We start from the raw sequence: 26,147 nt of genomic DNA, 5'->3' as shown, positions 1-26,147 counted from the left end.
TGTAATGATTTGCAATCAAATAGCAGGAAATGTATTTGAAGACGGGCTTGCTAATGAGAACGAGGAGTTACGTGGATTTGAGACTGTTGAAGTGACATGGGATGAATGCGCTAAACGAATCCTTCGCAAGAAGACAAATCGTGGCAGAGAAATAGGCATTTCCTTGCCAATGCAGCCACAGACTTCACTTCGCCATGGAGATATTCTGACAAGGGAGGAAGAAGGGACAGTTGTTATATCCCTTCAGCCTTGCGATGTTTTCGTTGTGTTCTCTGAAACAACCAAAGAGCTTGGGTTGATCGCCTATGAATTCGGAAATAGACATTTGCCTCTTGAAGTGACGGATAGCGGGGAAATTGTTCTACTAATAGACGATCCGACGGAAGTGCTATTGAACAAGCTGCATGTACATTATGAGACACAATGCAGACGCTTCCAACCTATTCCAAAGGGAGGCGGACATCACCACCATGATCATGACCATAATCATGATCACGAACACAATCATGGTCATATAGATCAAAACTTGATGGGCAGTAAACAATAAACTTTTAACGGAGGTATGTAAAATGGGATATGTCAGATTAGGTATTGCAGGACCAGTTGGTTCAGGAAAAACGGCACTTGCCGAGCGTTTGACGAAATATATGGCAAAGGAATACAGCATGGCCGTCGTTACAAACGATATTTATACAAAAGAAGATGCGGAGTTTCTCGTTCGTTCAGGGGTACTCCCCCCGGAACGAATCGTTGGAGTCGAAACGGGAGGATGTCCTCATACGGCTATCCGAGAAGATGCTTCCATGAATTTAGAGGCAATTGACGATCTTGTTGAGCGTTTTCCAGATGTCGAGCTTATTTTAGTAGAGAGTGGGGGCGATAATTTGTCGGCCATCTTTAGTCCAGAGCTAGTTGATGCTTTCATTTATGTTATCGATGTGGCTGAAGGAGACAAAATCCCACGAAAAGGCGGCCCTGGTATTACTCGTTCCGATTTGCTAGTCATTAACAAGATCGATCTTGCTCCTTACGTTGGTGCAGATTTGGAGATGATGGATCGTGACACTAAACGTATGAGAGTGGATCGGCCATATTTGTTTACCAATATGGTAACAGAAGAAGGTTTGGATGAAGTTATTAGTTGGATCAAGAAGCAAGTTCTTCTAGAAGATCTTTCTTTAAAGAGTCATTGAATTTGACTTAATACTAGCGCCAGATAAATTATTCAAAATAATTGAGGAAAACGATCTTTGATGGATATTGCTTTTATCTTCAGGTTTCTGTCCTATCTGATCGTTTTCCGAATAAAAAGTGCATGTTCAAAATAGAATTTGGATTCCCCATACACTATAAATCTATACCAATTGTCTTAATGAATGTGGGTTTTGATTATGGCGGAAGCTAGACTATTAGGATAAAATCGCCAAAGTAAATATGAATAAATGAGCGTAAATGAATTTTGAGGCATTTACGCTCATTATATATCATTAAAAGTGATGAATTTAAACAAAAAAACAAGACTATAATCCGGATTATATTTCTACAAGAAGTGTTTTATTTTACTGATTCTTAAAGGAGGCTGAAAAAGTGAGCTCGGTTGGACTAATGTATGTAGGTGCTGTATTATTTGTCAACAGTTTAATGCTGTTCGGTAAAATCGACGGCAAAAGTGCAGGGGTGTTTAACCTCTTTGTCGGTGCTATACAGGTAATCTCCCCTCTCTATTTAATATTCACAGCAAATGGAGATTCTTGGGTCATTTTTAATGCCTCTGGTATTTTTTTATTTGGTTTTACGTACCTCTATGTAGGTATTACGAATCTTAAAAACTATGATTCCTCAGGCGTAGGCTGGTACTCCTTGTGGGTAGCTATCCTTGCAGTAGGTTATGCGAGTGTAAGCTTTATCCATTTCAATGATGTGAAATTTGGTATTATTTGGCTTATGTGGTCTTTTCTTTGGACATTGTTCTACTTATTACTATCATCAAAGAAAAATATTGGTATTTTTACCGGATGGGTGGCTCTCATTCAATCCTGGATTACGGCGGCTATTCCTGCTTTTCTGATCTTAATTGGTCAATGGGATGCAGTAGGGCCAAAAACAACATGGGGGATAACGATACTCACAATCCTACTTTTCATAGTTGTGTATTTGTTCACTAAGCCCCATGTATCTTCTAAGGTTTCTGAAATGAAATCAGGGGCTTAACGTATGAGTGCCAGACAGGCACAGCGCCTGTCTGCTTTTAAGATTAAAATTTCTTTGAATGAATAATAATTGTAGTTTCCAAATTAATCAATATCTACCTATACAATCTTATTAGTGATAAAAGCAGTTCTTGAAAACTATGTAACGGTAGTGGTGAGGTATGTATCTATGCACACAGATTTGACTTTACTGGGATTTTTATTGATTCCAAAATTAATAGTAAACTTTCTTCTTATTTGTAAGAATGGTTAATAATCTAGGGGGCTAAGCATGATTGAAAAATTGTGTTACTTATAATGGAATCGTTTTCATAGTGCATACTTTTTAAAATCATAAAGGAACAGAATCGTAGATGATTTTTAAAAAACGAAGGAGGTATATCAATGGAGGTAGGTTATCTATCCATTCTAGCTTTGGGATTTTTACTTGGAATCAAACACGCAATTGAACCAGACCATATAATCGCTGTATCGACAATAGCTAGTCAAAGTAAGAAGTTATTGCGTTCCTCTTTAGCAGGAGTGTTTTGGGGCATAGGTCACACTGCAACATTATTTATAGTGGGAATTATTTTCATTCTTATGAAAGATGAAATACCGGAAGAATGGGCTATGTCATTAGAATTTTTAGTAGGTATTATGCTTGTTTATCTTGGTATTACAACGATTCTATCTTTTAAAAATATTCATACACATGAGCATGAACATCATGGAGAAGAACATAAACATATTCATTCACATGAACACGGTGGTAAACATGAGCATAAACACCGCCATAAAAATGGAACATATCTAAAATCCTTGTTGATTGGCTTAGTTCATGGCCTTGCTGGAAGTGGTGCAATGATTCTATTAACGATGAGTACAGTAAAGAGTGTCTGGGAAGGCGCTATTTATATCCTTATATTTGGTGCAGGAACAGTCGTTGGTATGCTTTTCTTTACTACGATGATTGGAATTCCATTTGTTTTTAGTGCTAAAAAGATAAGTATGAATAAAACACTTACCCAAATTACTGGGGTGGTTAGTACAGTATTTGGGATTTATTACATGTACAACTTGGGAGTAATAGAAGGATTGTTTAAACTATGGATACAGTAATGCCAGTTTACTAATCCCTGTTTTTTAGGCGTATTTTTTTAAACTAAAATTTTAAAAATAAACTTCCAAAAGTAAGCTTGCTTCCCGTTTGTAAGGAAAGTGAATATTCCATAGTATTATACAATCTAAAAGCTTACTTTTGCAGTAATTAATCACTTTATTGTTTTCAATGAACCTATAAATCTGTAAGGGTGGATCAGTATGGGTAAAAAATTTTATTTCATTGTAATGTTAATAGGCTTTATTTTTACGATGGTTTTAGCTGGTTGTTCAGAGTCAAGAAGCTTAAGCAATAATAATGAAGCGGAACAAAATGTATCCAACAAAGATGAATTAGTTTTAGCTGTAGGTTCTGAGCCTGAAACGGGTTTTGATCCGACTACTGGCTGGGGACGATATGGATCTCCTCTTTTTCAGAGCACATTACTAAAACGTGATAACGATCTTAAAATTGTGAACGATCTTGCAATGGGATATGAAGTGAGCAAAGATGGACTTACATGGACAGTAGAGCTTCGCAAAGGTGTGAAATTTTCCGATGGGCAACCATTAACGGCCGCTGATGTGCAATATACTTTTGAAGAAGCCTCAGCAAGCGGTTCAGTCCTTGATCTGCAGGTTATGAAAAAAATGGAAATGGTAGATGACTATAAAGTAAAGTTTACTTTAGCACAAGCACAATCGACTTTTGTCAATTTGCTCGTGACCACTGGCATTGTGCCTAAACATGCCCATAGTAAGGAATACGCTGAAAAGCCAATCGGCTCAGGTCCATATCAACTTATACAATGGGATAAAGGGCAACAGCTTATTGTTCAAGCCAATCCAGAATACTACGATACAAAGCCTGTATTTCAAAAAATAACTTTTCTATTCTTAAATGAGGATGCAGCCTTTGCCGCAGCTAAGGCTGGAAAGGTTGATGTGGCCTATATCCCGGCCTCGTTCAGCAATCAAGAGGTGCCAGGCATGCGGCTGGAGTCTGTTAAAACAATTGATAATCGAGGTATAATGTTTCCATTTGTAAAGTCTGGAGAAAAAACAGAAGATGGATTTCTAATTGGGAATGATGTTACAGCCGATCCGGCTATTCGGAAAGGAATTAATGTAGCTATAGATCGTGAAGCACTAGTTGATGGTGTTTTAGACGGGTATGGAACACCTGCCTATACGATAGTTGACGGCCTTCCTTGGTGGAACCCGGAAGCTGTGATCCAAGATGCTGATATGGAGAAGGCAAAAAAAATTCTTAAGAACGCCGGCTGGGTAGATAAGAATGGAGATGGAATTCTAGATAAAGGATCTATGAAAGCCGAATTTACTCTTCTTTATCCAGCAGACGATGTCACGCGTCAATCTCTTGCAATATCAACAGCAGATATGTTGAAACCCCTTGGCATTAACATCCTTGTTAAAGGGGAAAGTTGGGGAAACATCAATTCTTTACAGCATTCTAATGCTGTGCTTTTTGGATGGGGAAGTCACGATCCGTTGGAGATGTATAATGTTTATAGCAGTAAAAGTGCTGGAATAGACAATTACAATGCAGGTTTTTATCATAACTCTATAGTTGATGAGTATATGAAAAAAGCATTAGCAGCGACGAATGAAGAAGAGGCAACTGAAAATTGGAAAAAAGCGCAATGGGATGGAACAACCGGTTTAAGTGCAAAAGGAGATGCTGCTTGGGCATGGCTCGTAAATATTGATCATTTATATTTAGTAAATGATCATCTTAGTATCGGAAAACAAAGAATCCATCCTCATGGTCATGGATGGCCGGTTACAGATAATATCGTAGAGTGGCGATGGAATGAATAGATTAAAAGGGGAATTTAGCAAATCATTACTAACGTTTTTGGTCATGAAAGGGATAAGGATGGTCTCACTTCTTTTTGCGATATGCCTCGTTTCTTTCATTCTTGTAAAGAGTTCCCCTATTGACCCTATCCAGGCATATGTAGGTGCTGATATGATGCGGGTGAGTCCTGAACAACGAGAGAATATTGCTGAGTATTGGGGGTTGGATAAACCCGCAATTGAGCAGTTTTTTCATTGGGGCTCTGCCGTCGCCGGAGGTGATTTAGGAACATCTATGATTTTTCGTCAACCGGTAGCTGATATCATCCACGAACGATTCTTTAGTTCACTTGCTCTCATGTCTACAGCCTGGGTACTATCAGGAATATTTGGCTTTGCAATGGGGGTTGTGGCGGCTATGAAAAAGGATACATGGGTGGACCAGTTCATCAAATGGTACTGTTATACACTGGCGTCTACTCCAACGTTTTGGATGGGACTCCTCTTGCTTATGATATTTGCGGTTTGGTTAGGTTGGTTTCCTGTTGGGATGGGGGTACCGGTTGGAGTAATTGCAGAAGATGTTACAATTGGAGACCGTGTCCTACATCTCATTTTACCTGCCCTAACGTTAAGCATTATTGGTGTAGCAAATATTGCCCTGCACACTAGACAAAAACTCATTGATGTACTAGCAAGTGATTATGTATTGTTTGCTAAAGCAAGGGGTGAAAGGGGCTTTATTCTATTTTGGAGACATGGCTTGCGTAATATAGCTTTGCCAGCTGTTACGCTGCAGTTTGCATCTTTTAGTGAGCTTTTTGGTGGGGCTATACTTGCGGAACAAGTATTTTCCTATCCAGGTTTAGGTGAAGCTACAGTAGAGGCAGGATTGCGTGGGGATGTTCCCCTTCTGCTAGGTTTAGTCCTTTTTAGCGCCTTATTTGTTTTCGCCGGAAATCTAATAGCAGATTTAATCTATCGTGTGATTGATCCACGTATGAAGGGAGCAAAGTCCGTATGAATAACGTTCATGAAACAAGTAAAAGTCAGCAATTTGGACTTCTTCCAAGATTGAATCGAAGGCAGCGGACGTTACTCGTTATCTTACTAGCTGTTGCCTTGCTATTTAGTGTCTTATCGGGAGCATTATTAATAAGCAATGACAGGCTGGCCACCAATTTGGAATGGAGAAACGCTGCTCCTTCACTTGAACATCTGTTTGGCACGGATTGGCTTGGTCGAGATATGTTTACCCGCACTTTAAAAGGCCTTGCTTTGAGTGTAGGGGTTGGCATGATAGCCGCTGGTTGTAGTGCACTGATTGCTCTTGTACTTGGCTTGTCAGCTGCCACGATGGGAGAAGCAGTCGATCGTATAATTAGCTGGTTGATTGACCTTTTTTTAAGCGTTCCGCACCTCGTTATCCTTATCCTTATTTCATTTGCGATGGGTGGAGGAATAAAGGGGATCATTGTTGGAATCGCTTTTACTCATTGGCCCAGTCTAGCCCGTGTCATCCGTGCAGAAGTTATGCAGCTTCGTTCGGCTGAGTATATACAGATTTCTCGTCGTCTAGGAAAGTCCCGCTGGTGGATTGCGAGGAAGCATATACTGCCGCATTTTATTCCTCAATTACTTGTCGGTTTATTATTACTATTCCCTCATGCAATTTTGCATGAGGCAGCTGTCACTTTTATTGGCATGGGCTTATCACCTCACCAGCCAGCTATTGGTATTATTCTTTCTGAATCCATGCGGTATTTATCGTCAGGTATGTGGTGGCTAGCGTTTTTCCCTGGCGTTTCCTTATTAATAGTTGTGCGAACTTTTGACTCTATCGGAGAAAACTTACGCATGCTCATTGAACCGCATCATTCTCATCATTAAAAAGGAGGTTGAATGTGAAATGCCTATTCTTGAAGTGCAGGATCTGTCTGTATCTTTCGTACAATATACGAAAGGATTGAGACAAAAAAAAGTGCAAGCCATTACAAGTCTTGATATTACGATGCATGAAGGAGAAATCCTTGCTGTAGTCGGTTCTAGTGGTTCAGGGAAAAGCTTACTCGCCCATGCTATTTTAGGGATTTTGCCAAGCAACGCAAGAGTAAGTGGCACCATAAATTATTCAGGGGACGAACTTACGCCCGTACGCCAAGCCTCCTTGCGAGGACGGGAAATTGCATTAGTTCCACAGTCGGTTAATTACCTAGATCCCTTGATGAGTGTGGGTGCACAAGTACGAACATCTGTACATAACGATAACCCTGTTGAGGTCCAAAAGAAGATCTTTGAACGTTATCATCTAGATCCCGATTTGGATAAAAAATATCCTTTTCAACTATCGGGAGGAATGGCTAGAAGGACACTTGTTTCTATGGCTATGGTTAGCGGCGCAAAGCTGATCATAGCAGATGAACCAACTCCTGGTCTTGATTCAATCGTGATCAAAGAAGCACTCAGCAATTTCCGAGAGTTAGCAGATCATGGCTGTGCTGTAATGATGATCACTCATGATTTGGGATCGGCCCTTCAAATTGCAGACAAAATTGCTATTTTTTATGCAGGAACGACCGTTGAAGTGGCTCCTGTAAAAGATTTCTTCGGCAGGGGAGAAAAGTTACGGCATCCTTACACTAAAGCTTTATGGAGAGCATTGCCACAAAATGAATTTGTACCAATACCCGGGAGTCAACCTCTGCCTAATACTCTACCATCTGGCTGTTTGTTTGAACCTCGTTGTGAAACTGCGACAAGAGAGTGCAGCCTTAAACAACCTAAAATACAAGAAATACGAGGCGGAATGGTGAGGTGTATACATGCAACTTGAGACACGTAATATAGGTTTTCGTTACCCTAAGGGCCCTTGGGTGTTTCAAGGAGTTGATCTGGTAATCAAACCTGGAGAAATCGTTGGTCTTATAGGTCCAAGCGGTTGTGGGAAAAGCACTCTTGGGCGTATATTAGCAGGCTACGAGATTCCAAATGAGGGAAATATAATCATTCAGGATTCGTTACAGTCTGTCTCCCACTCATCTTCGGTTCAACTAGTCTTTCAACATCCGGAGAAGGCTGTGAATCCTCGGTGGAAGATGGAGGACATCTTAAACGAAGGATGGCACCCAGATGATAAATTGCTTTCTTCTCTTGGAATAGAAAAGGAATGGCTTCATCGATGGCCTCATGAATTATCTGGCGGTGAGCTGCAGCGTTTTTGTATAGCCCGATCACTTGGACCCAACACTCGCTTTCTCATTGCAGATGAGATGACTACCATGCTAGATGCAATTACTCAAGCTCAAATTATGCATGCTGTCTTGAAGATCGCTCAAAAGAGGGAGTTGGGTATGCTCATTATAAGCCATGAATGGCATTTGATTCAGCGGCTTTGCAACAGAGTAGTTCAGTGGGATCCTAAAAAGTTAAATTTCTATGAAACTGGGTTTACAAAGGCATATGAACAATTTGCTTAGGTTAAGAAAGCAGACTAAACAAACGAGTGGAGTAAAGTGAATTAAAGTCAGCTGATTTTATCAATCGGCTGACTTTATTCATTTGAATACTAGAACCTGCCTTATTTAAATTGTTTGGCTTGAATGTTATGCTCTTCAAGTTTGCGGTATAGGGTTGTGCGGGACATGCCTAATTGTTTGGCCGCTTTTGAAATATTTCCTTTATAGTTCATTAAAGTTTGAATGTAAACTTGCCGTTTGTGCTCATCGTTTTTTTGTTTACTCTTTTCAATGATGAGCATATCAGGAAGGGAATCAACTAATAGATCCTGTGTGTCTGCTTCCAATGCATTGGAAGAATGAATCATAAATTGAGGTAAGTGGGCTATTGTAATGCGAGGAGATTCCTCTGACAAATAAAAGGCTCTTTCTATGACATTGTTCAGTTCTCTAATATTTCCGGGCCAGTTATATGTTCTTAACAGCTCGGCTGCTTCTTCTGAAAGATATTTCCTCGGCTGCCCTAATTCAGCACTAAGTTCCTGCAAATAATAGTGGCTCAATTCGATAATATCTTCGGTCCTTTGGCGAAGCGGTATCAGTTCGATTGTAAAAACATTTAAGCGATAATACAAGTCACTTCGAAAAGAGCCATTGTAAGCTATTTCTTGAAACAGATTTTTGTTCGTTGCGGCAATGATACGTACGTCTACTGGGATAGGTTTATAGCCGCCGACTCGTACGACTTCCTTTTCCTGCAATACCCTCAATAATGTTGTTTGAAGATCAATAGGCATATCTCCGATCTCATCAAGAAAAAGTGTTCCTCCATTTGCAATTTCGAATTTGCCGGGATTCCCCCCTTTTTTGGCTCCTGTGAATGCTCCATCTTCATAACCAAACAATTCTGCATTGATTAGTTCTTTAGAAATAGAAGCACAATTTATCGCCACAAAGGGTTTATCCTTTCGCTTGCTCTCATTATGAATAGCACGGGCGAACATCTCTTTCCCCGTCCCGCTTTCTCCTAATAAAAGAACGTTCGCTTTTGTTTTGGCAGCGGATCGGGCAAATTCAATAGTTTGCAAAAACAATTCATTCAAGCCAATTAAATCATTAGTCGTTAAGCTCTGTCTCTCTTTCAAAGAAAAACGATACATCGGGCGGGGGAGTGGTTTGAAATATATGAAGTGTATAGAATTTTTATGGATCACCTTAACTTCATAGCTGTCTTCTGAATCCTCTCGCTTCAGAGTACGAACAATGTTTTCTGCACTTTCTTCTTCTTGTTCGGAAGAAAGCTCCAGCAAAACGGAATTGACGAAATCTCGTTTACGTTTGAATAGTTCATCGGCTGTTTGATTTTGAAATAGAACCCTCCCTTCTTTTACGGCAAACAAGCTCTTTGTAAGTTGAGAAGATACTCCATGCAGCACATCGGATAGTGTATGTTGTTCCTCTTCAATATCTGCCATATTGGCACACATATGGACAATGCTTCTTATACTTGTGAGCATAAGCTCGGTAAATTCCGGAGTCTTGTTAGATATCCATACTCCTAATACACCTCTCCGCACGCCGGAGTTACCGACAACAGGGAAACCTGCTATCGTTATTCCATATGGAGAATTATTTGCTTTCAGAACTCTAGTAACTTCATAAGAAGATGAGTATTTCCTTAGCGCAAGACCGACCCCGCTTTCATTTAAAGAGGCACTGTAAATATTGTCACCCGGCTTCAATTCATGAAAGTGAGCAGGAATCAGAGATGAATTGAAGATCTCTAGCAACACACCATCCTCATCAAAATAGCCAAACGGAACAGGTATGGTTGCGAGAGATTTTTTCAATTTTGACAGAAGAGGATCATATTTCATAATTTTGGAATTTAAATGGCTGGTGTCATCAATAGGCTTGAAATCCAAAGTTGAGTCTGATAGATTATGCGCTAGAAAAGGAATGGGTATAATAGGATTTCCAGATTCCCATACAATAGTAAACTGACCGTATTTATTAACTTTTCCAATTCTAGAATTTAGCCACAAATGCTGAGTCGAACTATCGAACATGACGTTTCCTTGCGGAGTATCAAGTGAAACTCCAGTCAAGGCGCTGCGAATAGAGTCAGTAGAAATCGTCTCTGTTTTCTTTAATGCCTCGGCCAATAATAAGACACTGTTGTAAGCGCTTTCCGTGGTGGCACTAATAATATCAGTGCCGTATGCTCGTTTGTATTCACTTATAAACTTTCTATTGCTAACACTGTCGATAGAACTGAAATAGGGAAAACAAGAATAATGACCTAAGGCTCTATAGGGATGCAGAGCTGCCACTTCAGCTTCAGCTACAATGGTACTGGCAATTGGCTGATGTAATCCGTATTTCTCATGCTGTTGATAAAAACTGAGCCCACTGTCGCCGACTAATGTTGAAAAAATAACATCCGGGTTCATTCCTTGAATTTCATTGAGAGTCTTAGCAAAGTTCTGGTGTCCTAATGCTACATACTTTTCTCCATAAACGGTACCGCCGTTGGATTGAATCAACTGGCGTATGTGACGGTTCGTTTCCAAAGGATAAATATAATCGGACCCAATTAAATAAAAGGATTTTCCGACATTTTGAATGAGCCATGGAATAAAATCAAGCAGTTGCTGGTTGGGCAACGAACCGCAATAAATAACATTTGGATGCTGTTCTGAACCTTCGTAAAAAGTAGGATAAAACAGCAGAGCATTATGCTTTTCTAAGACAGGGATTACTGTTTTCCTGCAACCGGAGGTGTAGAGACCAACAATAGCTGTTACTTGATCTGAAATAATAAGCTTTTCTGCTTTTCGGGCAGCTATATAAGGATCCGAAGCAACATCTTCAACGATTGGAACTAGGGTTTTTCCATTAATCCCGCCATTTTCATTAATATGACGAATAGCTAATAAACTAGCTTGATGCAGTCCTTGTTCAGTAATACTGGTCGTACCAGTCAATGAAAATAGAATCCCGACTTTTAGCTCGTGATTTTTCAGTTTTTAGCCCTCCTTAAAAAAGAAACAAGTATCATTGCAATGGTAAAGAATGATTTCTATAACTATACTTTCCCCTTTATGTATCTTAATTTGGCTGCATATTTAATGGTTTCATTTATGCCAAATTAAAACATGTTAATGGATAAATCAAATAAGGGTATAATTATTTCCATCATTAGTATGACAATGATTACAATTCTCGTGATTTTTTATTTATTGGTTCGGCCGTGACTCTAACTTTTCTTCATGTTTTCGTCTACGTAAAACGATAAAGGAGTTAGCACCTAAGTAAACTAATTCTATAATAAAGATACTGAATAGGATAATTTGATTGGCTAATCTGAACAACCATGCTTTATTTAGCTTGATATGCACCGTATTAGCTCTTGTAAGGAATTTAGATTAAATATTAGGTAGATAAATACATTCCTTTTAATATAACATAATTGAATATTGCGATAATAGTGAAATCAGTCCTAATTTTTAACAGTTAACGTGGTTCTGGTGCAAAAATAATTTGATGAAAAATAAAATCTTTATTACCTACTAACTTGTCAATTATGATGTTATGCTAAACAACTTATGTATGAATTCAACTTCATTTTGGGCAGACTTCACCCTTTGCTAAACTTGCCCCTTTTTTATCGTATGTATCCCTTCAATGCCACTCAATATATAAGTGGCTGTTTCATACGGATCACGTCCTTTTTTAGAGTAGTTTATTATCAGTATGTCCATGAGTTAGAGATGACTTGCAATTTCCTGGGATTTTTTTCATGTGATATTTACTATGCTTACACCTTAAAACGGCACCAGTTAGCTGACTATTAGCAATCTTTTTTACTCCTGTTAGGCTACATGTAATTAAACAGGAGTGTGGTTATATCAAGGGTTCGCAAGATTCCCTCCCTCTGAAGTGCTCGGCTACGATAATCCTTTTGCCTTCACTTGTCCATATCGCCATGCTAGGGGTGTGCATTTAAAATAAAGTTTGATAATTGCAAAGAAAAAAGAGCTTTATTGGAAATCCCAATGACCAAACTTTATTTTAAATATACATAATAAAAAGTGTGAAACGAAAACATCTTGCTCCCAGTAACAAAAAACAACAACCGTTATATAAGATTTTTATCGAGTATATTAAGAATAAACAGATGATTAAAACGAGGTGAAGGGGCATGGCTAAGTTAGAACGGGAATTATTAAATAAGCTGGTCAGTATGACTGGCGAGCGTACAAGAATTGACGCGAAGACATTTGGCTCCTATATCGTCTATAAAGACCGGGAAGGACGCATTGTGAACGAGTATCCGGATGGAAGAGTGATCGTTCGCAAAGAGGGACGAAAATGACTGGGGAACATATAAACCCCACGATGATTGTATTTGCTGGAAACAATGGAAGCGGGAAAAGAGTCCATTCGGTTAGTACAAGAACATATTCAAACACAAAAAGATTTTTCAATTGAAACAACGCTGTCCGGCAACCTGCCGATCAAACAAATCTCAAAAGCGAAACAGGCAGGATTTAATGTCATCATGTACTATGTTGGAGTAGAAGACATCGACATTAATATTAGTAGAATTGCGTAACGGGTCAAAAACGGCGGGCATCATATCCCGACGGAGGATGTTGTAAGGAGAAAAGAACGTTCATTTAACCACTTGATTGAGTGCCTGTCTATAGTGGATACATTATATATCGTCGACAATACCAAACTTAACGCGGCTATTATGGCCGAAATGGAGAGCGGTATTCTTTTAAGTAAAGATCCAGATGCTCCTATGTGGGTAGAAAATATTTTAAACTATGTAGAGAATGATGGAGATTAAGGAAGAAAAGGAAGTGCTTTTAAAATGGCATCTCCTTTTTTTGTGATGAGCGAACTCGTACCACATACTTTATATAAGTAGGGATTTATCCGATATAAAACGGTGTGAGCCTTTCCGCTAAGGTTTTGTTCAGCTGTTGATCCTATGTTAAAAGCTTGCTGTTTTAAAGTCATATTTTTTCTTCTGAACCTGTTCGTAAAAGTACACTTTTGCGAACAGGTTCTTTCTTTGTCTAATCTGCTCACCTTTATGTTCGTAAACACATGAAAATAATTAACGAACGTTCGTTATATTTATACACTTTTACGAACGTTTTTGGTAGAATGAAAGAAAAAAGAATCGTATGAGGTAGATAAAAATGGAAGTCCGAAAGTTTGGCTACATACGCGTGAGCAGCAAGGATCAAAATGAAGGAAGACAACTGGAAGCCTTGAGAGAAAAAGGGATGGATGAACGAGACATTTTTCTCGATAAGCAAAGTGGAAAAGACTTCAACCGGGAGCAGTATCAGTTGCTGAAGAGAATGTTAAGAAAAGGCGATGTGTTGTACATTCATTCTCTGGATCGTTTCGGAAGGAATAAAAATGAGATTTTACAGGAATGGAATGAGATTACGAAGGTTATTCAAGCTCATATTGTCGTGATCGATATGCCATTGCTCGATACAACGCAGTTTAAGGATAGCCTTGGCACATTTATCGCTGATTTGGTTTTGCAGATTCTTTCTTGGATGGCGGAAGAAGAACGAGAACGGATTCGGAAAAGGCAGCGTGAAGGCATTGATGTAGCTTTAAAAAATGGCGTAGCATTTGGCCGACCGAAAGCAAACGTGACAGAAGAATTCAAAGAAGTGTATGATCGTTGGAAAGCAGGGGAGATGACAGCGGTTCAAGCGATGGGAGAAGTAGGTTTGAAAAAGACGACGTTTTATAAATTAGTAAAGGAGTACGAAAAGGAGTTTAAAAAGTAATTATATGAATATGAAGAAACTCGCCAAAAAAGAAAATGTTGCCCAACGAAAGATCCAGATTCCATGCAGTCGTTCGTGAAGGAGAAAAACATTTACATGATGATCGAAGAAGCCCTGGAGCAATATTTGAAACAAGAGTAAAAAACAAAATCCTTGTCAATGTGTTCGGAGACCAACAAGAATTTTGCACTTTACTTATACTTGAAGCCTGTTATTTAGGCTAGTTTGCAGATCCTATGTCAGATATGCTTAATCTTCCTTAGTTTATAGTTACTGATAGAGTGGGATCTGTATGAAAACGCATGTTCCTTTATCTACTTTACTTGTCACCCTGATCTCTCCGTTCATCCCCTTTATTGTGCTAAAGGCCACCATCATCCCAAGTCCCGTTCCGTTTTTTGCTCCCTTTGTTGAAAAATAAGGTTCTCCCAGTCGATTTAACTGTGAGGATGTCATTCCTATGCCCGTATCCCGTATCTCAATTTGGATGTCAGTGTCATTAGAGAGAAGGGACACCTGTAGTTCTCCCCCAGTTGGCATGGCTTCTATCCCATTCTTCAATATATTAATGAAACATTGCTGCAGTTTTTTTCTTTCTCCGATAATAAAGTAGGTTCCCCGTTGGCTAAAAGATAAGTTGATTTGAACCGCATTCATATTCGCCAATGGAGTCATAATTTGAATCGTAGACTGGATTTCCTTCAACACGTCTACTTTCTCGATCGTTACAGGTGCCGGTTTGGCAAACATTAAATAATCATTGATAATTTCTGTTGCTCGATCGATCTCTTGTAGAGCGATCTCCAAATAGGGTTTTCCCTTTTGCATCGCTACATCTTCATATAACAGCTGCATGAATCCTCTCGTTGTTGTCAGTGGATTTCTTACTTCGTGGGACATGCTGGCAGCAAGGTGGCTGACAATTTCTAATTTCTCCGATTTTCGCACGAGTTCTTCTGTTTTTTTTCTTTCCGTGATTTCCTCGTAAATCCCAAAAACGCCCATCACTTTTTCATCGGCCATCACGGGAACAAATGTGACCATATAGTCAATGAGGGAGTAATCCTCCACTTCAATCGTCGTTTCAAAACTTTGAGGCTCCCCTTGAAGCGCTTTTTCAAAATAGTGGGTTGGGTACGATTTGTTCAATTGAGCCAGCGTCCGTTCTTCCCACTCATATGTACGATTTGTTTTAGCACGGTTTACCTGCAAACTTTCTCCCTTTAAATCAAATAAAACAATCGTATCTGGATGGTTTTCAAAAAGAGAGCGATACCGTTGTTCACTTTCTGTTAGCATCTTTTTTGTTTTTTCTAATTGGTGCGTTCGGTTTTCTACAATTTCTTCCAAATGACCATTTAAATAAGACAGTTCTTCATTCTTTAAAGATAATTGAGCCGTTCTTTTCTTCACTTTATCTTCCAGTGTTTCATTTATATTTTTAATGTTTCTTAATATCGTCTCATTTTCATGAAGAATAATGGCATGTCTGATCATAATAAAGATTAATATGACGATCACGCCAATAAATATAGCCAGTAATTCATTTTTTTGAAAGAAAGCGATGACAATTAAAACAATGACACTCATATAAGGGATAATCAGTCGACTCATTTTCAAAATGCTCTGTTTTTTAATGGTGTTTTCTCTGTAGGTATTCGCTGCTCTTTTTTCAAAAAAGCTGGATAATCCGATGATTAATAAAGCGATACTCCATAATGGTTCTATTAGTGTAAATGGTTCTAGTCTATTAAATATAGATAGATACAGCCAAATAGAATCAACAATGATGTAGAGCATCATGGCGCTTAATTGTAGTGTAAATACTTTGAAAGGAAAAAAATTTTGATAAGATAAATAAACAAAAATAATCACCATCAATGTACATAAATAAATAGTGGAGAAGCTGAAAGAAACGGTTATATAGAACAAAGAGAACTGGGTATCAAATAAAATTTCTTTAAACAAGTACACCCAGCCGATCGTAAACAATACAGTGATCACGATGCACGCTTCAAACCATAACTGCCATATGCGGTATTTATGTTTGTCTGTGTATACTTTATAAAGCAATGCAGATAAATACAACAATACATTCATAAACCAAAACAAATCGGCCCACCCTGGAAAGGTATAAATCGTTTCTGTCCTGAGATCGTAAGTCCATATTAATTGACCGAGAAGAAAACTCAAACAGCTCGTCATTAATAGGAGCCAATACTTCTTTTGATCTCTTCTAAATCTTTGAATGTTCACGTACATAAAGAGAAACGACATGAGAGGAGCAATCAACGCAAAAAAGCTCCCTCCGAAATATCTTAATTCTTTATCATTCCAAAAATAAAGAAGCCATGCATAGTATGTTAATGAGTAAAGAATGACCATACATATAGTGATTCTTATTCGCTTCTTTTGAAAAAGCATCAGTTATTCTCCTTTTATTCATCTTTCACGTTCGCTGTTCTCAGTGCAGTTGCCTTGCTTGTCCTTCCTACCGTGCTGTGACGCTGTATGTATGTGCAGGGCCATATGTATAGTCCTTTATCAGCCCATTGTGACTTATGTGTGAGAGTACGTGAAGCCGCATTGCTACGCTGTTTGTCTATCCCAATCAATTGTGTTCACTTGTGATAATCCTATATGGAGAGTATGTGTGGGTGCAGGTCGTACTATGAAAAACTAATAAACGCACTGGCAATGTGTCATATATATTTTCTTCCTTCACTCTTCCTCTTTACTAATAGAAATTTTATCAGTTTTACTTTGTTACTTCGCATCGAGTTAACAAACTTTTGTCGCTTTGAACTAGTGACAGGAATCGGAGCTTGTACAATTTTGTACCCTCCTACAAACAAATGCCCCGTTAGTTCAAGATAAAGAGCCCTATAAATGTAGCGATTTTCATTCTTCCTGGATTAACTTTCAACCAAAAAGACCTTACAGAGTTAGATATACTTTTCATTTGATCCGTAAATTGGAAATTTGTGCAGCTTCTCCTTCTTTGGTCAAATGTACGAAAAGTAAAGACCATCACATTCTAAAAATCTAGTTTATTATTTAGATCGCTTTCAACATAACTTGGTAGATCGTCATGTAAATATTAACAATCATTTAAATTTGATTAAAAGTAAGCATAAATGCCCTATTTGATTTCCCTCTAGCAAGCTATAATATGTTTTTACTTATAGGAACCCAACGGAAAAGAGGTTAGAAATTTGAAAGTATTACAGATTTTACTAGCTTTATTTTTGTCATTTGGTTTGTTCTCCGCTTCGTCGGTCTCGGCAGCTGTGAAACCCATTGAACGGTACTACATCGGGGATGTGGGCCCGGAGCATCGGTTTTATGATGCGATTGAACGTTTTGTTTATACGGATATCATTGATGGGTATATCGAGTCGGAATCGTATGAGGAAGATGGAGAGTTATACGAGTATTCATACGTAACAGTCCGCCCGGATGAGAAGGTGACGCGTGCGCAGTTCACCAAAATTTTAGTGAGTGCCCTGTCTCTTAAAGTAGGAACACAGGTAAAAGAGTTTCCCGATGTGAAACCGGCAAAATGGCATTATGATTATATTCGCATTGCGAGCAGCCAGGGGATTATCTCAGGGTATTCTGATGGAAAATTTCATCCAGATGAAAACATTACACGTGACCAAATGGCTGCAATGATTTATCGTGCGTTCAGCCACACGATCGCTTTCCAACCATCGGCTAAAACGTTCAAAGACGTTCCAGCTACAAGCTTTGCTTATGAAGCAGTGATCAAATTGGCAGCTAGCAGTATTGTTCAAGGATACGGAGATACGTTCAAGCCACGTGATCTTGCTACCCGCGGCCAAGCGATCGCGATCATTGACCGTGCACTGCATCAGGAAGTAGGCATGGTAGAGGATATGTCGGCTGTCACAGATGTGGTGGATCGCAACATACAAGAAGAACTTCGGTTGATGGAAGAACAAAATGTGCCGTCACTAGAAGCACTGTATAACGAAACGACAACGGGTTACCACCTATCTTATTCGTTGGACAGCATTGCATTGGTTGATGACGTTGAAGAATTAGACGGCACCGTTTCAATGGAACAAATTGGTGTCCATTCGTTCGATATTGTGTCAATCAGAAAACGGCTGGCTGAAGTTCGTATAGACAACCTGAAATATAAAGTATCGTTCACATCACCTGATATGTCTTTCACGGTAAATGTTGACGCTTCCGGAATGGCATACTTGAAGAAAGATGCAGACGGTACATGGAAGATCTATAACCTAGTCTTAGATGAAGAGCTAGGAGAAGATTGGGGAGCAGACATTTCTTCAGCGGCGAATGAATCTTAATCCGCCTGCTGAAGACGACTCAAACGTACGAAGAGCTTATTATTAATTGAAAAAAGTTGAACCGTTTTACCCCTTTGGATATGGTTATCTAAAGGGGTATTTTTTATTTCGTTAGCGTCATCTGGAATAAAAATGCGTTCCATTGATCCACCTCCTATTTTTGGAAAATGTGGGTTTCCTTTATTCGTAAATGCTTTACAACTTCACTTTTATTTCGGTACCGTCTTTTAATTTGGTTTCCACAAGCACTAGGCCTTTGTGCATAGAAAGTCCTTGCAACAATGGTTTTAAATCTTTTCTTTCAATTGCCGGAAAACGGAATTTACTGCTATCCTTTTCAATTGCCTTATTAATCATGTGGTTAACCCTCTTTGAAGTCATCATCAAACTAACCATATTTAAAACCGCATAAGGAACAGGAATGGAGAATCGCTTATCCTTTACTTTTACCTTAACAGTTAACATAATCTACTCAATCACTACGAAAACTTTATCACCATTAGCCGCGGTGATATCAACAATCTGTCCGTCCAATTCGTTTTCGATTGCTTCGATGAGCAGGTCAACATTAATATCTTTTACATATTTTTCTGCCTCGGGGATTTTTTCCGCAATATTTGTACCTACTTTCAAAACAGCCTTTACCAGATTAATTGGTAAATTCACATTTACATTATCACCTTCTTCAGAGGTAACACGAATCTTTAATATTTTATTGGCATAAGGCACTTCTTTCTTTAATGAAAAACGTTCTGGCTGGTTTTCCTCTCGGAGGATATTAATTAATTCACTCGCTTTTTCTTTATCAATCTTACCTTCTTCCACCAACGTTAATACTCTTGAAATTTCGTCCTTCATTCTGCTTCCCCCTCTTTTAATAAACGGATTGCTTCTTCCGCTGTAATGTCTCCCTTTTCTAACAAGCCAACAATCTTTTTCTTGTCGACTCCCGGTTTCTTTTGTACGTTATATCCTAGGATGGAAATGATATCATCTAATTTACCCCTGACCGTTGGATAGGAAATACCTAATTCCTTCTCCACTTCTCTTATATTACCGCGGCATTTAAGGAAAGTTTCAATAAAATGCAGTTGTTCCTGACCTAAAGCTGACAGTTTTGAAGCTTCAAATTCATTTTCTATTGTTGTCTGACAATGCCCGCACTGTAGCTTTGTAATTTTTAATGATTCGCTGCAAACTGGGCAATTTGTGAGTAAAGGATATGCCATGTTTTGCTCCTTTCTTGTATTAACCATATTATATTACGTTTTTTAAAATAAAATTAAATAAAAAGTTAAAATATTTTATAAAAATTTACTTGAATATTAAATAATTTAATTTGAACATTAAATATAAGTGGTAATCTTCTAAAATCCATTCCGACCTAGATAAAGCCTGCTTTCTGCTTTCGAGGTACTCTGAATATGTCCCCATAGGCTTTACTCTATTGATATTATGAAAGAATGTACTTAAAGTAATGGGGCAGGGTTCTTTAAGAATGTGGGTGAAAGAATTCATTCAAATGAGGAGGTTCTATATGGAGGTTGATTTTATCTACATATCATCAATCATTGTGGCGATTTTGTTTGTGTCCATTGCCGTTTTTCACGTGTTACTTTCGCTAGGCTATCCTTTTGGTGAATTTGCCATGGGTGGATATTATAAGGTTTTACCTAAAAAATTATGGATTGCGAGTGCTGCTAATGCGTTGATTCTCTTCTTTATGGGCTTTGTTTTTCTGCAACACACTCATGCCTTCATTGATTTAGATTTTGTATCTACAAATAGATTAGTCTGGATGATGACCATTTTCCTCGGTATTAATACAATAGCAAATCTAATCTCTCGGGGTAAGAAAGAAAGATTTATGATGACACCATTATCGGGCTTTACTTTCATATTATGTTTATTTATAGCCTTATCATAGGATTATTTCTTTAATTTCTGATTTAAAGGTTATGGATAACGAAAACCACGTTACCCACAACCTTTAAATCCTCATACCCCGAATTCCCATACAGTATGATCCTGGTTTATAGATCATCTCCCCTTGTCATCAATTTATCTAATATTATAATTATGCATTATTTGCTAAATTCACAATGTTTAACACATAATGAGCTATATAGTCCCCCCCTAGATAAAGAACCTTAAGCCCTTTCCTATCATTCTTTTTATAAACGCTAGCAAGCAGGGGTATCCCCCCTTAATATAAGGGCGAGAACCAGTACGAGTATGATTATAGTTTTTTCTTTAGTTTTCGAATATAACCTTCACTGACGCCCAACAGTTCTGCTAACTTTACATTGCTCGCTTTAGAGTGCCTTTTCATCGCTTGTTTCAGCAGCCACAACTTATCCTCTGTTTTGTCTTTCTGCTTTACCAAATACTCTTCACGGCTGACTGAACCATGCTTTTCCCGAAAAGCGAGTTTATCTCGTTCACGCTTCCGTCTGCGTTTCTCATTCCCATCAATAATCGTTCGCAAATGCACCTGTTCTTCAGGCGTAATCTCCAGCCATTTAATGATGGTCGTATTTTTCAAATTATAGCCGGCGCCCGGATACCCTCTCTCAATCGATTCTTCATTTGCTTTCGCATCACTCTTTGCGATCCAGGCCCTTTCTGCGCTTTTTGTGGCACGGATCACTTCACGCTCCGGCAGCGGTTCTTTAAATTCACTGTTAAATTCCAGCATCTGCTCTAAAGAATCAGCCGTATCTTCCGTTAAGCAGCAGCTCCAGTACCGGTATAAAAAGCAAAGCAGTTCCCGTTGACCTGTTACATCACCATCACGAAGATCCATGAGCCGCACTAAATCTAGCAACCTTACGTAGTGCAAGCTCCGCACATTATGTAAATGAATAATTTTTGACTTTCGTCCAGGCTTCTTCGGCTTTGACGGGGCCAGCTCCGGCAAGTAATCCCCTTGCAAATCACGCAGCACATACCGATATGCATGCCGATACTGTACGGCCACCTCATTATCACTTTTTGAATTAATGCTTCCTGCCACCCGGAAAACCCGTGTGGCATCGATCGACTTCTGATCGGCCCCAACATACTTCAGCTGCTCGCAAAAATAATTCTGTACGGCCTGCCACAGCGGCAGCGCTTGATAAGGAACAGGTTCGATCAGCCAGACATAGACAATACCGCGGCCTGAAAAAAGAATAATATTAGGATCTGGCAGGGCATCTTTGAAAATTTCCAAGTCTGTTTTTCCAACGACCCACTCTGGATCATAGTTTAATACATAACAATCTACATCCACATATAGAGCACGCAGCTGCCGAATGTTTTCAATCCGGCGCTGCGGCTTATAAAATGTATTTTGGCTAAAATAAACGTCTTCACCGAGCCATTTTGACAGCTCAACAGCTAACTGATCTGCTTGATAATGATATTGTTGCCACTCACCTGACTTTTCTTTCTTCGCAAGCGTAATCCACCCGTCCGCTTTCTCATGATGGAAAAGAACATGCCCTTTTGCGCGGTCGGATGGTGTTTCGTTCCATTTTAAATTTTCCATAAGTCCCCCAGTAGTTAAAGGACATTCACATCAGTTACAATGTATGGTAAAATAGGAGCACAGCTTTACCATACAGAGGGATGCGAATCCTTCGTATTTGTTCGAAAAACCCCTGAGCCGCCAAACTCATGTAGGGGTTTTTCTTTTTTTACGGTAAAATAGTCTTTGAAGCGCTGTACGGGCCTGATCAAAACAGCGTAATCCCGTAAAACATTTCCAACATTTTTCTGTGAACCTATTATTGTTTCAAAAATCACGGTATTGACTGCGAGAAAAAGTGATGAGTCATAAGTCTAGTCGTCGACAGAGTAAAAGAGGGTGTATTTTCGCCAATTAATTCCTATATTACCCTATATTTCGACTAAAATCTTCTTTTTATTTTAAATTTTTCAAATTTTTAAACTATTTTTCCCTTTGCATGATTATCACCCTTGTTTTGGAATGCGAGGAAGTTAGGAGATGGAGGGAACTGATCCCCGCAAAACAATTCCATACAAGGTAAAGAAAATCACTAAGATCGGAAAAGTCACGGTTTTTAGCCGTACAATGGACAGGATAAGCCGATCCTCATCGTTTCTCCATGATTTTAGCGTCTAGCTTCGGAGCTTGTACCGGAGCATAAGCGCAGGTCTTTAGCAAAGAAGATAGATTCGACTTCCTTCCTTTCTTCGAATAAACGTTTCTTCCTAAGTTGGTTTATTTGAAGAAACCTTTTATATTTGAGTTTTATTCTCTATTTTTGAATTTTGCACATTGTTAATTGAGTAAACTGGTATTCTACATTTATGCTCTAATTAATTCTAATCAAACGCGGGAGCTTTATAGCTTAGCCTACAAAAAAGAAAGCAATCCGCGGTTCATTCGAACAGCGGATTGCTTCGTTTTTATAGACTGCCTAATATGTATGTTTTTAGTAATTATTTTTTCCAAAACCCTTCCCCGTACCGGCCCCGCCTACGCCAAGTACTGTGACAGCCACGCATGCCATCCAACCTGTTTTTATTATAATTGAAAACGCTTTCATTTGTCTACTCTTTTCGTCCCTCAAATTTCGACAGAGCCTGCCATCGCCCATTTACTCGTTTCATCCATTACGTTAGATAATTGAAAGTGCTGCTTATCTTCCTATGGAAGGAGATCGTACCAAAACGTGTAGCAGCTTGCCTGAAACATTTACATAAATAAGCCGATTCTCTTTTTATCTTGGAGAACCGGCTGGCGGGTTGTTGACAGAGGATTCCCTGTTTGCTTTTTTATCCTTGGTAAAAGTATTACCAATGCTGAAATCTGCCAACATGGAAAAAAGAATGCCTCCTATCAAAAACACAGCTCACCTTCGAATAAACCCTCCTTAGTAGAAAAGTTTATTCGAAGAAACGTTTATTTATAATAAATAAACGTATCAATAACATATAAATAGCGTATGAATAATGTATAATTGGGGAACAAGTAACCGAGCCTCACTTTCAAACAGCGCTCGTTCTTCAGAGGGAAGGTTTATTCGAAGAAACGTTTATTTATTCGTTTATTCATTATAACCCAGGACATAATTATAATTCTAGCTTCATCACGACGTCATCCATCTGTTCTTGTGTAATGCCGATGTAGCGAAGCGTTTCAGCTTGGCTGGAATGATTCAAGAGTTTTTGAATCATCGCTAGATCGACTCCTTGCTGATAAGCAAAGTAGCCAAAAGTTTTGCGGAGGGAGTGCGTGCCAATCCGGTCCGTCACGCCGACCCATTTCGCTGCTTGATTCAAAATCTCATACGCGTGCTGCCGGCTGATCGCGCCTCCTTTTTGGCTTAAAAATAAAGATTCTGTCCCTTCAGATTTCTTTCTCTCTTTTTCTATGTACTGTTTAATTAATTGCCTTGTCTTGTTATTTAAGGCGACATGCCGCATTTTGCCGGTTTTCTTTTCCTTCAGCTCAATCCGGACGGCAACCTTGTTGTTTGTCCACACGTCCTTTATACGAAGCGATAACAGATCACTGATCCGCAGCCCTGTATTGATCCCTAAGACAAATAAAAGTTCATTTCGTAGCGTGGAGGCGCGCAGTACTTTCTTCATCGCTTCAATCTTCTGTTTATCTTTAATTGGCTGAACAATTTCCAACTGGATCACTCCCGTATAAAGGGATCTTTATGTCAGATTTTCACCCCTTTTTTTATTTGAAGATCAAGTACCTTTACTTCTTGAAACAACTGGCTTTTCGGCCAGCGCGGAAATCTGACATAACAGGCTTTTGTCAGATTTCCATGCCGTAAAAAAAGAACTACTTTTCTTCTTTCACATGGACGATCCAGCCGTACGCTCTCCTTAACAAGCCGGCTTTTTCCTCTGCTTCTTCCCGTTCAGAAAAAGTTCCGGTCAAAAGGCGGTACAAGGTTTTGGTTTCTGCTGGCACCGTTCTCTCTTTGGCACCAGCTGCCTGGGCAATGCCGACTGCGTGAGCACACGCAACTTGATCCAAGAATGATTCTGACTTTAGCAGTCTGGCGTCCTCTTTATTTGAGATAAATAAGGTTTCAGTCAAAACCGCCGGCATTTCGGTTTCACGCACGACCGCAAAGTTCTCTTCTTTCATTCCCCGGTTCAAAACATGATGCTTTTTCATTTCGTTCATCACTTTTTCATGAACAAGCATTTGAAGCATCGCTGTTTTCCCGGCTGTTTTTGGATAACGGAACGTTTCAAACCCCCGCGCTGACGGATTCTCAGCACTGTTAATGTGAAACGAGCAGAATACATCTGCTTTCGCCTCATTTGCCCGTCTCGCCCGTTCAGACGGGGAAAGGTACATATCTTCTTTCCTCGTATAAATAACGTCGCACTGATAGTTCTCTGTCAAATAAGCGCCTGCTTTCAAAACCAGTGCCAATGTTATATCCTTTTCCTTCAATCCATTTGCCAGAGCGCCAGGATCTTTTCCACCGTGACCGGCATCAAGCACGATCTTCACCATAAAATCCCCTCCTCATTATTCCATCATTTAAAAAAGAACGCACGGACAGCTGCGTTCTACTTCACTGACAGAGCCAGGTCCTTAATGGACTGCATCAGCTGATCCACCTTTGTCTCAATCCGATATAAAAGGTAAAAAGTAACCATGATCGGAAATCCAACGTCACTGATCATATTCAGCCAATCCATAATGCTCCACCCCTTTCCCTGAATGAAAAAGGAAGGCACACGCCTTCCCTCTCCTTTGTTTTAAAGTTCGATCTCTTGCGTGTTTCGATCGATAATACGTGCGCCAATAACACCAGTCAGTTCGCCTTTTGTCGAATAGAGAACATTCGCTGCAATAATTTGTTCCATTGCAGCCTTTACCTGAACGGGATCAATCGGTTCTTTCGGGTTTCGGATCGATACGTTTGCCGTCCCGTCCTGTGCTTGAAAATTCAGCTCCAATACTTTCGCCATGATCATTCCTCCTTTCGATCTTTTTTGTTTGTGTAATTAATTCGAAACAGCGTTCGTCGCAACCGTCTGCACTTCCGCAAGCGTCCCTTTATACAGGCTGGCGAGCGCCAACGCCGTGTCGTGCAAACCTTGCGCGCTTCCACTTATGTCCACGTTCGCATACGTGTAACGCTTGATCACATCCTTGCCGTCAATGATTCCTTCATCAAAAAACAGCACCATGCTCTTTTTCAACAATGTTTCCTGCATCCCTGTCCCCTCCTTTCTTTTATGAGATCAATATAACCGCAGTGTTCTATTCGCTCAAACCGGTTTTCCCGCTAAAACAGCACCGTTATTGTCATTATTTCAATCTAAATGGCCAAATGAACACAAAAAGAGTGTCTATGAAACTACGGTGCGGAAATTTTTCATCTTTATTCGGCAAGGATACCCCCACTTCAAGCGTGTGAA

At 39.4% G+C, this 26,147-nt stretch carries 27 protein-coding genes and 1 pseudogene; 15 read left to right on the top strand and 13 right to left on the bottom strand.

Annotation, left to right across the window (positions count from 1 at the left end):
- Nucleotides 1-4: 4 nt before the first annotated feature.
- The 9 genes from BLL40_RS15945 (at nucleotide 5) to BLL40_RS15905 (ending at nucleotide 8,587) form a co-directional block, all read left to right on the top strand.
- Entirely contained in the window at nucleotides 5-547 is a 543-nt protein-coding gene (locus BLL40_RS15945) for an urease accessory protein UreE (protein ID WP_073712847.1), read from the top strand.
- A 22-nt stretch (nucleotides 548-569) separates the two neighbouring features.
- Nucleotides 570-1,193, top strand: coding sequence for an urease accessory protein UreG (gene ureG / locus BLL40_RS15940; protein WP_073712846.1), 624 nt, complete (start codon nucleotides 570-572; stop codon nucleotides 1,191-1,193).
- A gap of 394 nt (nucleotides 1,194-1,587) precedes the next feature.
- Nucleotides 1,588-2,211, top strand: coding sequence for an AmiS/UreI family transporter (locus BLL40_RS15935; RefSeq protein WP_073712845.1), 624 nt, complete (start codon nucleotides 1,588-1,590; stop codon nucleotides 2,209-2,211).
- Nucleotides 2,212-2,594: 383 nt separating this feature from the next.
- On the top strand, nucleotides 2,595-3,311 hold the full coding sequence (locus BLL40_RS15930; protein ID WP_073712844.1) for an urease accessory protein UreH domain-containing protein: 717 nt from the start codon (nucleotides 2,595-2,597) through the stop codon (nucleotides 3,309-3,311).
- Between the two features lie 201 nt (nucleotides 3,312-3,512).
- Nucleotides 3,513-5,132 carry an ABC transporter substrate-binding protein gene (locus BLL40_RS15925; protein WP_073712843.1) on the top strand — a complete coding sequence of 540 codons (1,620 nt, stop codon included), beginning with the start codon at nucleotides 3,513-3,515 and terminating at the stop codon, nucleotides 5,130-5,132.
- Nucleotides 5,125-6,135 carry an ABC transporter permease gene (locus tag BLL40_RS15920; RefSeq protein ID WP_245797980.1) on the top strand — a complete coding sequence of 337 codons (1,011 nt, stop codon included), beginning with the start codon at nucleotides 5,125-5,127 and terminating at the stop codon, nucleotides 6,133-6,135. Before BLL40_RS15925 ends, BLL40_RS15920 begins: the two co-directional genes overlap by 8 nt.
- On the top strand, nucleotides 6,132-7,001 hold the full coding sequence (locus BLL40_RS15915; protein ID WP_073712842.1) for an ABC transporter permease: 870 nt from the start codon (nucleotides 6,132-6,134) through the stop codon (nucleotides 6,999-7,001). The genes BLL40_RS15920 and BLL40_RS15915 overlap by 4 nt, the downstream gene beginning before the upstream one ends.
- 19 nt (nucleotides 7,002-7,020) lie before the next feature.
- A complete protein-coding gene (locus tag BLL40_RS15910) occupies nucleotides 7,021-7,944 on the top strand; it encodes an ABC transporter ATP-binding protein (protein ID WP_073712841.1) in 924 nt (307 codons plus the stop codon).
- Nucleotides 7,934-8,587, top strand: coding sequence for an ABC transporter ATP-binding protein (locus tag BLL40_RS15905; protein ID WP_073712840.1), 654 nt, complete (start codon nucleotides 7,934-7,936; stop codon nucleotides 8,585-8,587). The genes BLL40_RS15910 and BLL40_RS15905 overlap by 11 nt, the downstream gene beginning before the upstream one ends.
- Nucleotides 8,588-8,688: 101 nt before the next feature.
- Here BLL40_RS15905 and BLL40_RS15900 read toward each other — a convergent pair whose 3' ends face one another.
- Both BLL40_RS15900 and BLL40_RS17900 read right to left on the bottom strand, forming a co-directional pair.
- The gene (locus BLL40_RS15900) at nucleotides 8,689-11,565 is read right to left on the bottom strand and encodes a transporter substrate-binding protein (RefSeq protein WP_281247280.1); all 2,877 of its coding nucleotides are present in this window, start codon (nucleotides 11,563-11,565) and stop codon (nucleotides 8,689-8,691) included.
- Nucleotides 11,566-12,150: 585 nt separating this feature from the next.
- Nucleotides 12,151-12,285, bottom strand: a pseudogene (locus BLL40_RS17900) (IS6 family transposase); the annotation flags it as partial.
- 485 nt (nucleotides 12,286-12,770) lie between these two features.
- Here BLL40_RS17900 and BLL40_RS17595 point away from each other — a divergent pair.
- The 4 genes from BLL40_RS17595 to BLL40_RS15890 all read left to right on the top strand — a co-directional run bounded on the left by BLL40_RS17595 (nucleotide 12,771) and on the right by BLL40_RS15890 (nucleotide 14,394).
- Nucleotides 12,771-12,944 (top strand): hypothetical protein, encoded by a 174-nt coding sequence (locus tag BLL40_RS17595; protein WP_173799938.1) that lies wholly within the window; start codon nucleotides 12,771-12,773, stop codon nucleotides 12,942-12,944.
- Between the two features lie 33 nt (nucleotides 12,945-12,977).
- Nucleotides 12,978-13,184, top strand: coding sequence for a hypothetical protein (locus BLL40_RS15895; protein WP_143180141.1), 207 nt, complete (start codon nucleotides 12,978-12,980; stop codon nucleotides 13,182-13,184).
- A gap of 93 nt (nucleotides 13,185-13,277) precedes the next feature.
- The gene (locus tag BLL40_RS17475) at nucleotides 13,278-13,424 is read left to right on the top strand and encodes a hypothetical protein (protein ID WP_159434237.1); all 147 of its coding nucleotides are present in this window, start codon (nucleotides 13,278-13,280) and stop codon (nucleotides 13,422-13,424) included.
- A 358-nt stretch (nucleotides 13,425-13,782) separates the two neighbouring features.
- Nucleotides 13,783-14,394 (top strand): recombinase family protein, encoded by a 612-nt coding sequence (locus BLL40_RS15890; RefSeq protein WP_073712837.1) that lies wholly within the window; start codon nucleotides 13,783-13,785, stop codon nucleotides 14,392-14,394.
- 270 nt (nucleotides 14,395-14,664) lie between these two features.
- Here BLL40_RS15890 and BLL40_RS15885 read toward each other — a convergent pair whose 3' ends face one another.
- Entirely contained in the window at nucleotides 14,665-16,506 is a 1,842-nt protein-coding gene (locus BLL40_RS15885; protein ID WP_245797978.1) for an ATP-binding protein, read from the bottom strand.
- Between the two features lie 1,103 nt (nucleotides 16,507-17,609).
- On the opposite strand from BLL40_RS15885, the gene BLL40_RS15880 reads away from it, so the two are divergent.
- The gene (locus BLL40_RS15880; RefSeq protein WP_073712835.1) at nucleotides 17,610-18,734 is read left to right on the top strand and encodes an S-layer homology domain-containing protein; all 1,125 of its coding nucleotides are present in this window, start codon (nucleotides 17,610-17,612) and stop codon (nucleotides 18,732-18,734) included.
- Here BLL40_RS15880 and BLL40_RS17470 read toward each other — a convergent pair.
- The 4 genes from BLL40_RS17470 to BLL40_RS15865 all read right to left on the bottom strand — a co-directional run bounded on the left by BLL40_RS17470 (nucleotide 18,731) and on the right by BLL40_RS15865 (nucleotide 19,963).
- Nucleotides 18,731-18,877: a hypothetical protein gene (locus tag BLL40_RS17470; RefSeq protein ID WP_159434236.1), complete on the bottom strand. Its 147-nt coding sequence runs from the start codon at nucleotides 18,875-18,877 to the stop codon at nucleotides 18,731-18,733. The genes BLL40_RS15880 and BLL40_RS17470 overlap by 4 nt on opposite strands.
- 52 nt (nucleotides 18,878-18,929) lie before the next feature.
- A complete protein-coding gene (locus tag BLL40_RS17895) occupies nucleotides 18,930-19,091 on the bottom strand; it encodes a hypothetical protein (RefSeq protein ID WP_245797977.1) in 162 nt (53 codons plus the stop codon).
- Nucleotides 19,092-19,202: 111 nt separating this feature from the next.
- A complete protein-coding gene (locus BLL40_RS15870; protein ID WP_073712833.1) occupies nucleotides 19,203-19,592 on the bottom strand; it encodes an SHOCT-like domain-containing protein in 390 nt (129 codons plus the stop codon).
- The gene (locus tag BLL40_RS15865) at nucleotides 19,589-19,963 is read right to left on the bottom strand and encodes a DUF2089 domain-containing protein (RefSeq protein ID WP_073712832.1); all 375 of its coding nucleotides are present in this window, start codon (nucleotides 19,961-19,963) and stop codon (nucleotides 19,589-19,591) included. Before BLL40_RS15865 ends, BLL40_RS15870 begins: the two co-directional genes overlap by 4 nt.
- Nucleotides 19,964-20,271: 308 nt before the next feature.
- Here BLL40_RS15865 and BLL40_RS15860 point away from each other — a divergent pair, with 308 nt between their 5' ends.
- Nucleotides 20,272-20,661 (top strand): hypothetical protein, encoded by a 390-nt coding sequence (locus BLL40_RS15860; RefSeq protein WP_083566593.1) that lies wholly within the window; start codon nucleotides 20,272-20,274, stop codon nucleotides 20,659-20,661.
- A gap of 312 nt (nucleotides 20,662-20,973) precedes the next feature.
- Here BLL40_RS15860 and BLL40_RS15855 read toward each other — a convergent pair whose 3' ends face one another.
- The 6 genes from BLL40_RS15855 to BLL40_RS15830 all read right to left on the bottom strand — a co-directional run bounded on the left by BLL40_RS15855 (nucleotide 20,974) and on the right by BLL40_RS15830 (nucleotide 25,943).
- Complete coding sequence (locus BLL40_RS15855; protein WP_073712831.1) at nucleotides 20,974-22,266, bottom strand: replication protein; 1,293 nt, start codon at nucleotides 22,264-22,266, stop codon at nucleotides 20,974-20,976.
- Between the two features lie 1,550 nt (nucleotides 22,267-23,816).
- A complete protein-coding gene (locus tag BLL40_RS15850) occupies nucleotides 23,817-24,392 on the bottom strand; it encodes a site-specific integrase (protein ID WP_425429431.1) in 576 nt (191 codons plus the stop codon).
- Nucleotides 24,393-24,543: 151 nt separating this feature from the next.
- Nucleotides 24,544-25,233, bottom strand: coding sequence for an N-acetylmuramoyl-L-alanine amidase (locus BLL40_RS15845; RefSeq protein WP_073712829.1), 690 nt, complete (start codon nucleotides 25,231-25,233; stop codon nucleotides 24,544-24,546).
- 56 nt (nucleotides 25,234-25,289) lie between these two features.
- The gene (locus BLL40_RS15840; protein ID WP_073712857.1) at nucleotides 25,290-25,421 is read right to left on the bottom strand and encodes a YvrJ family protein; all 132 of its coding nucleotides are present in this window, start codon (nucleotides 25,419-25,421) and stop codon (nucleotides 25,290-25,292) included.
- A 60-nt stretch (nucleotides 25,422-25,481) separates the two neighbouring features.
- A complete protein-coding gene (locus BLL40_RS15835; protein WP_073712828.1) occupies nucleotides 25,482-25,694 on the bottom strand; it encodes a DUF2922 domain-containing protein in 213 nt (70 codons plus the stop codon).
- A gap of 36 nt (nucleotides 25,695-25,730) precedes the next feature.
- Complete coding sequence (locus BLL40_RS15830) at nucleotides 25,731-25,943, bottom strand: DUF1659 domain-containing protein (RefSeq protein ID WP_073712827.1); 213 nt, start codon at nucleotides 25,941-25,943, stop codon at nucleotides 25,731-25,733.
- Between the last annotated feature and the right edge of the window lie 204 nt (nucleotides 25,944-26,147).

It is taken from the genome of Domibacillus mangrovi, assembly GCF_001906925.1.
Lineage (GTDB): Bacteria > Bacillota > Bacilli > Bacillales > Domibacillaceae > Domibacillus > Domibacillus mangrovi.
The sequence above is the reverse complement of the archived record's forward strand: the minus strand, read 5'-3'. Positions and strand labels throughout refer to the sequence as shown.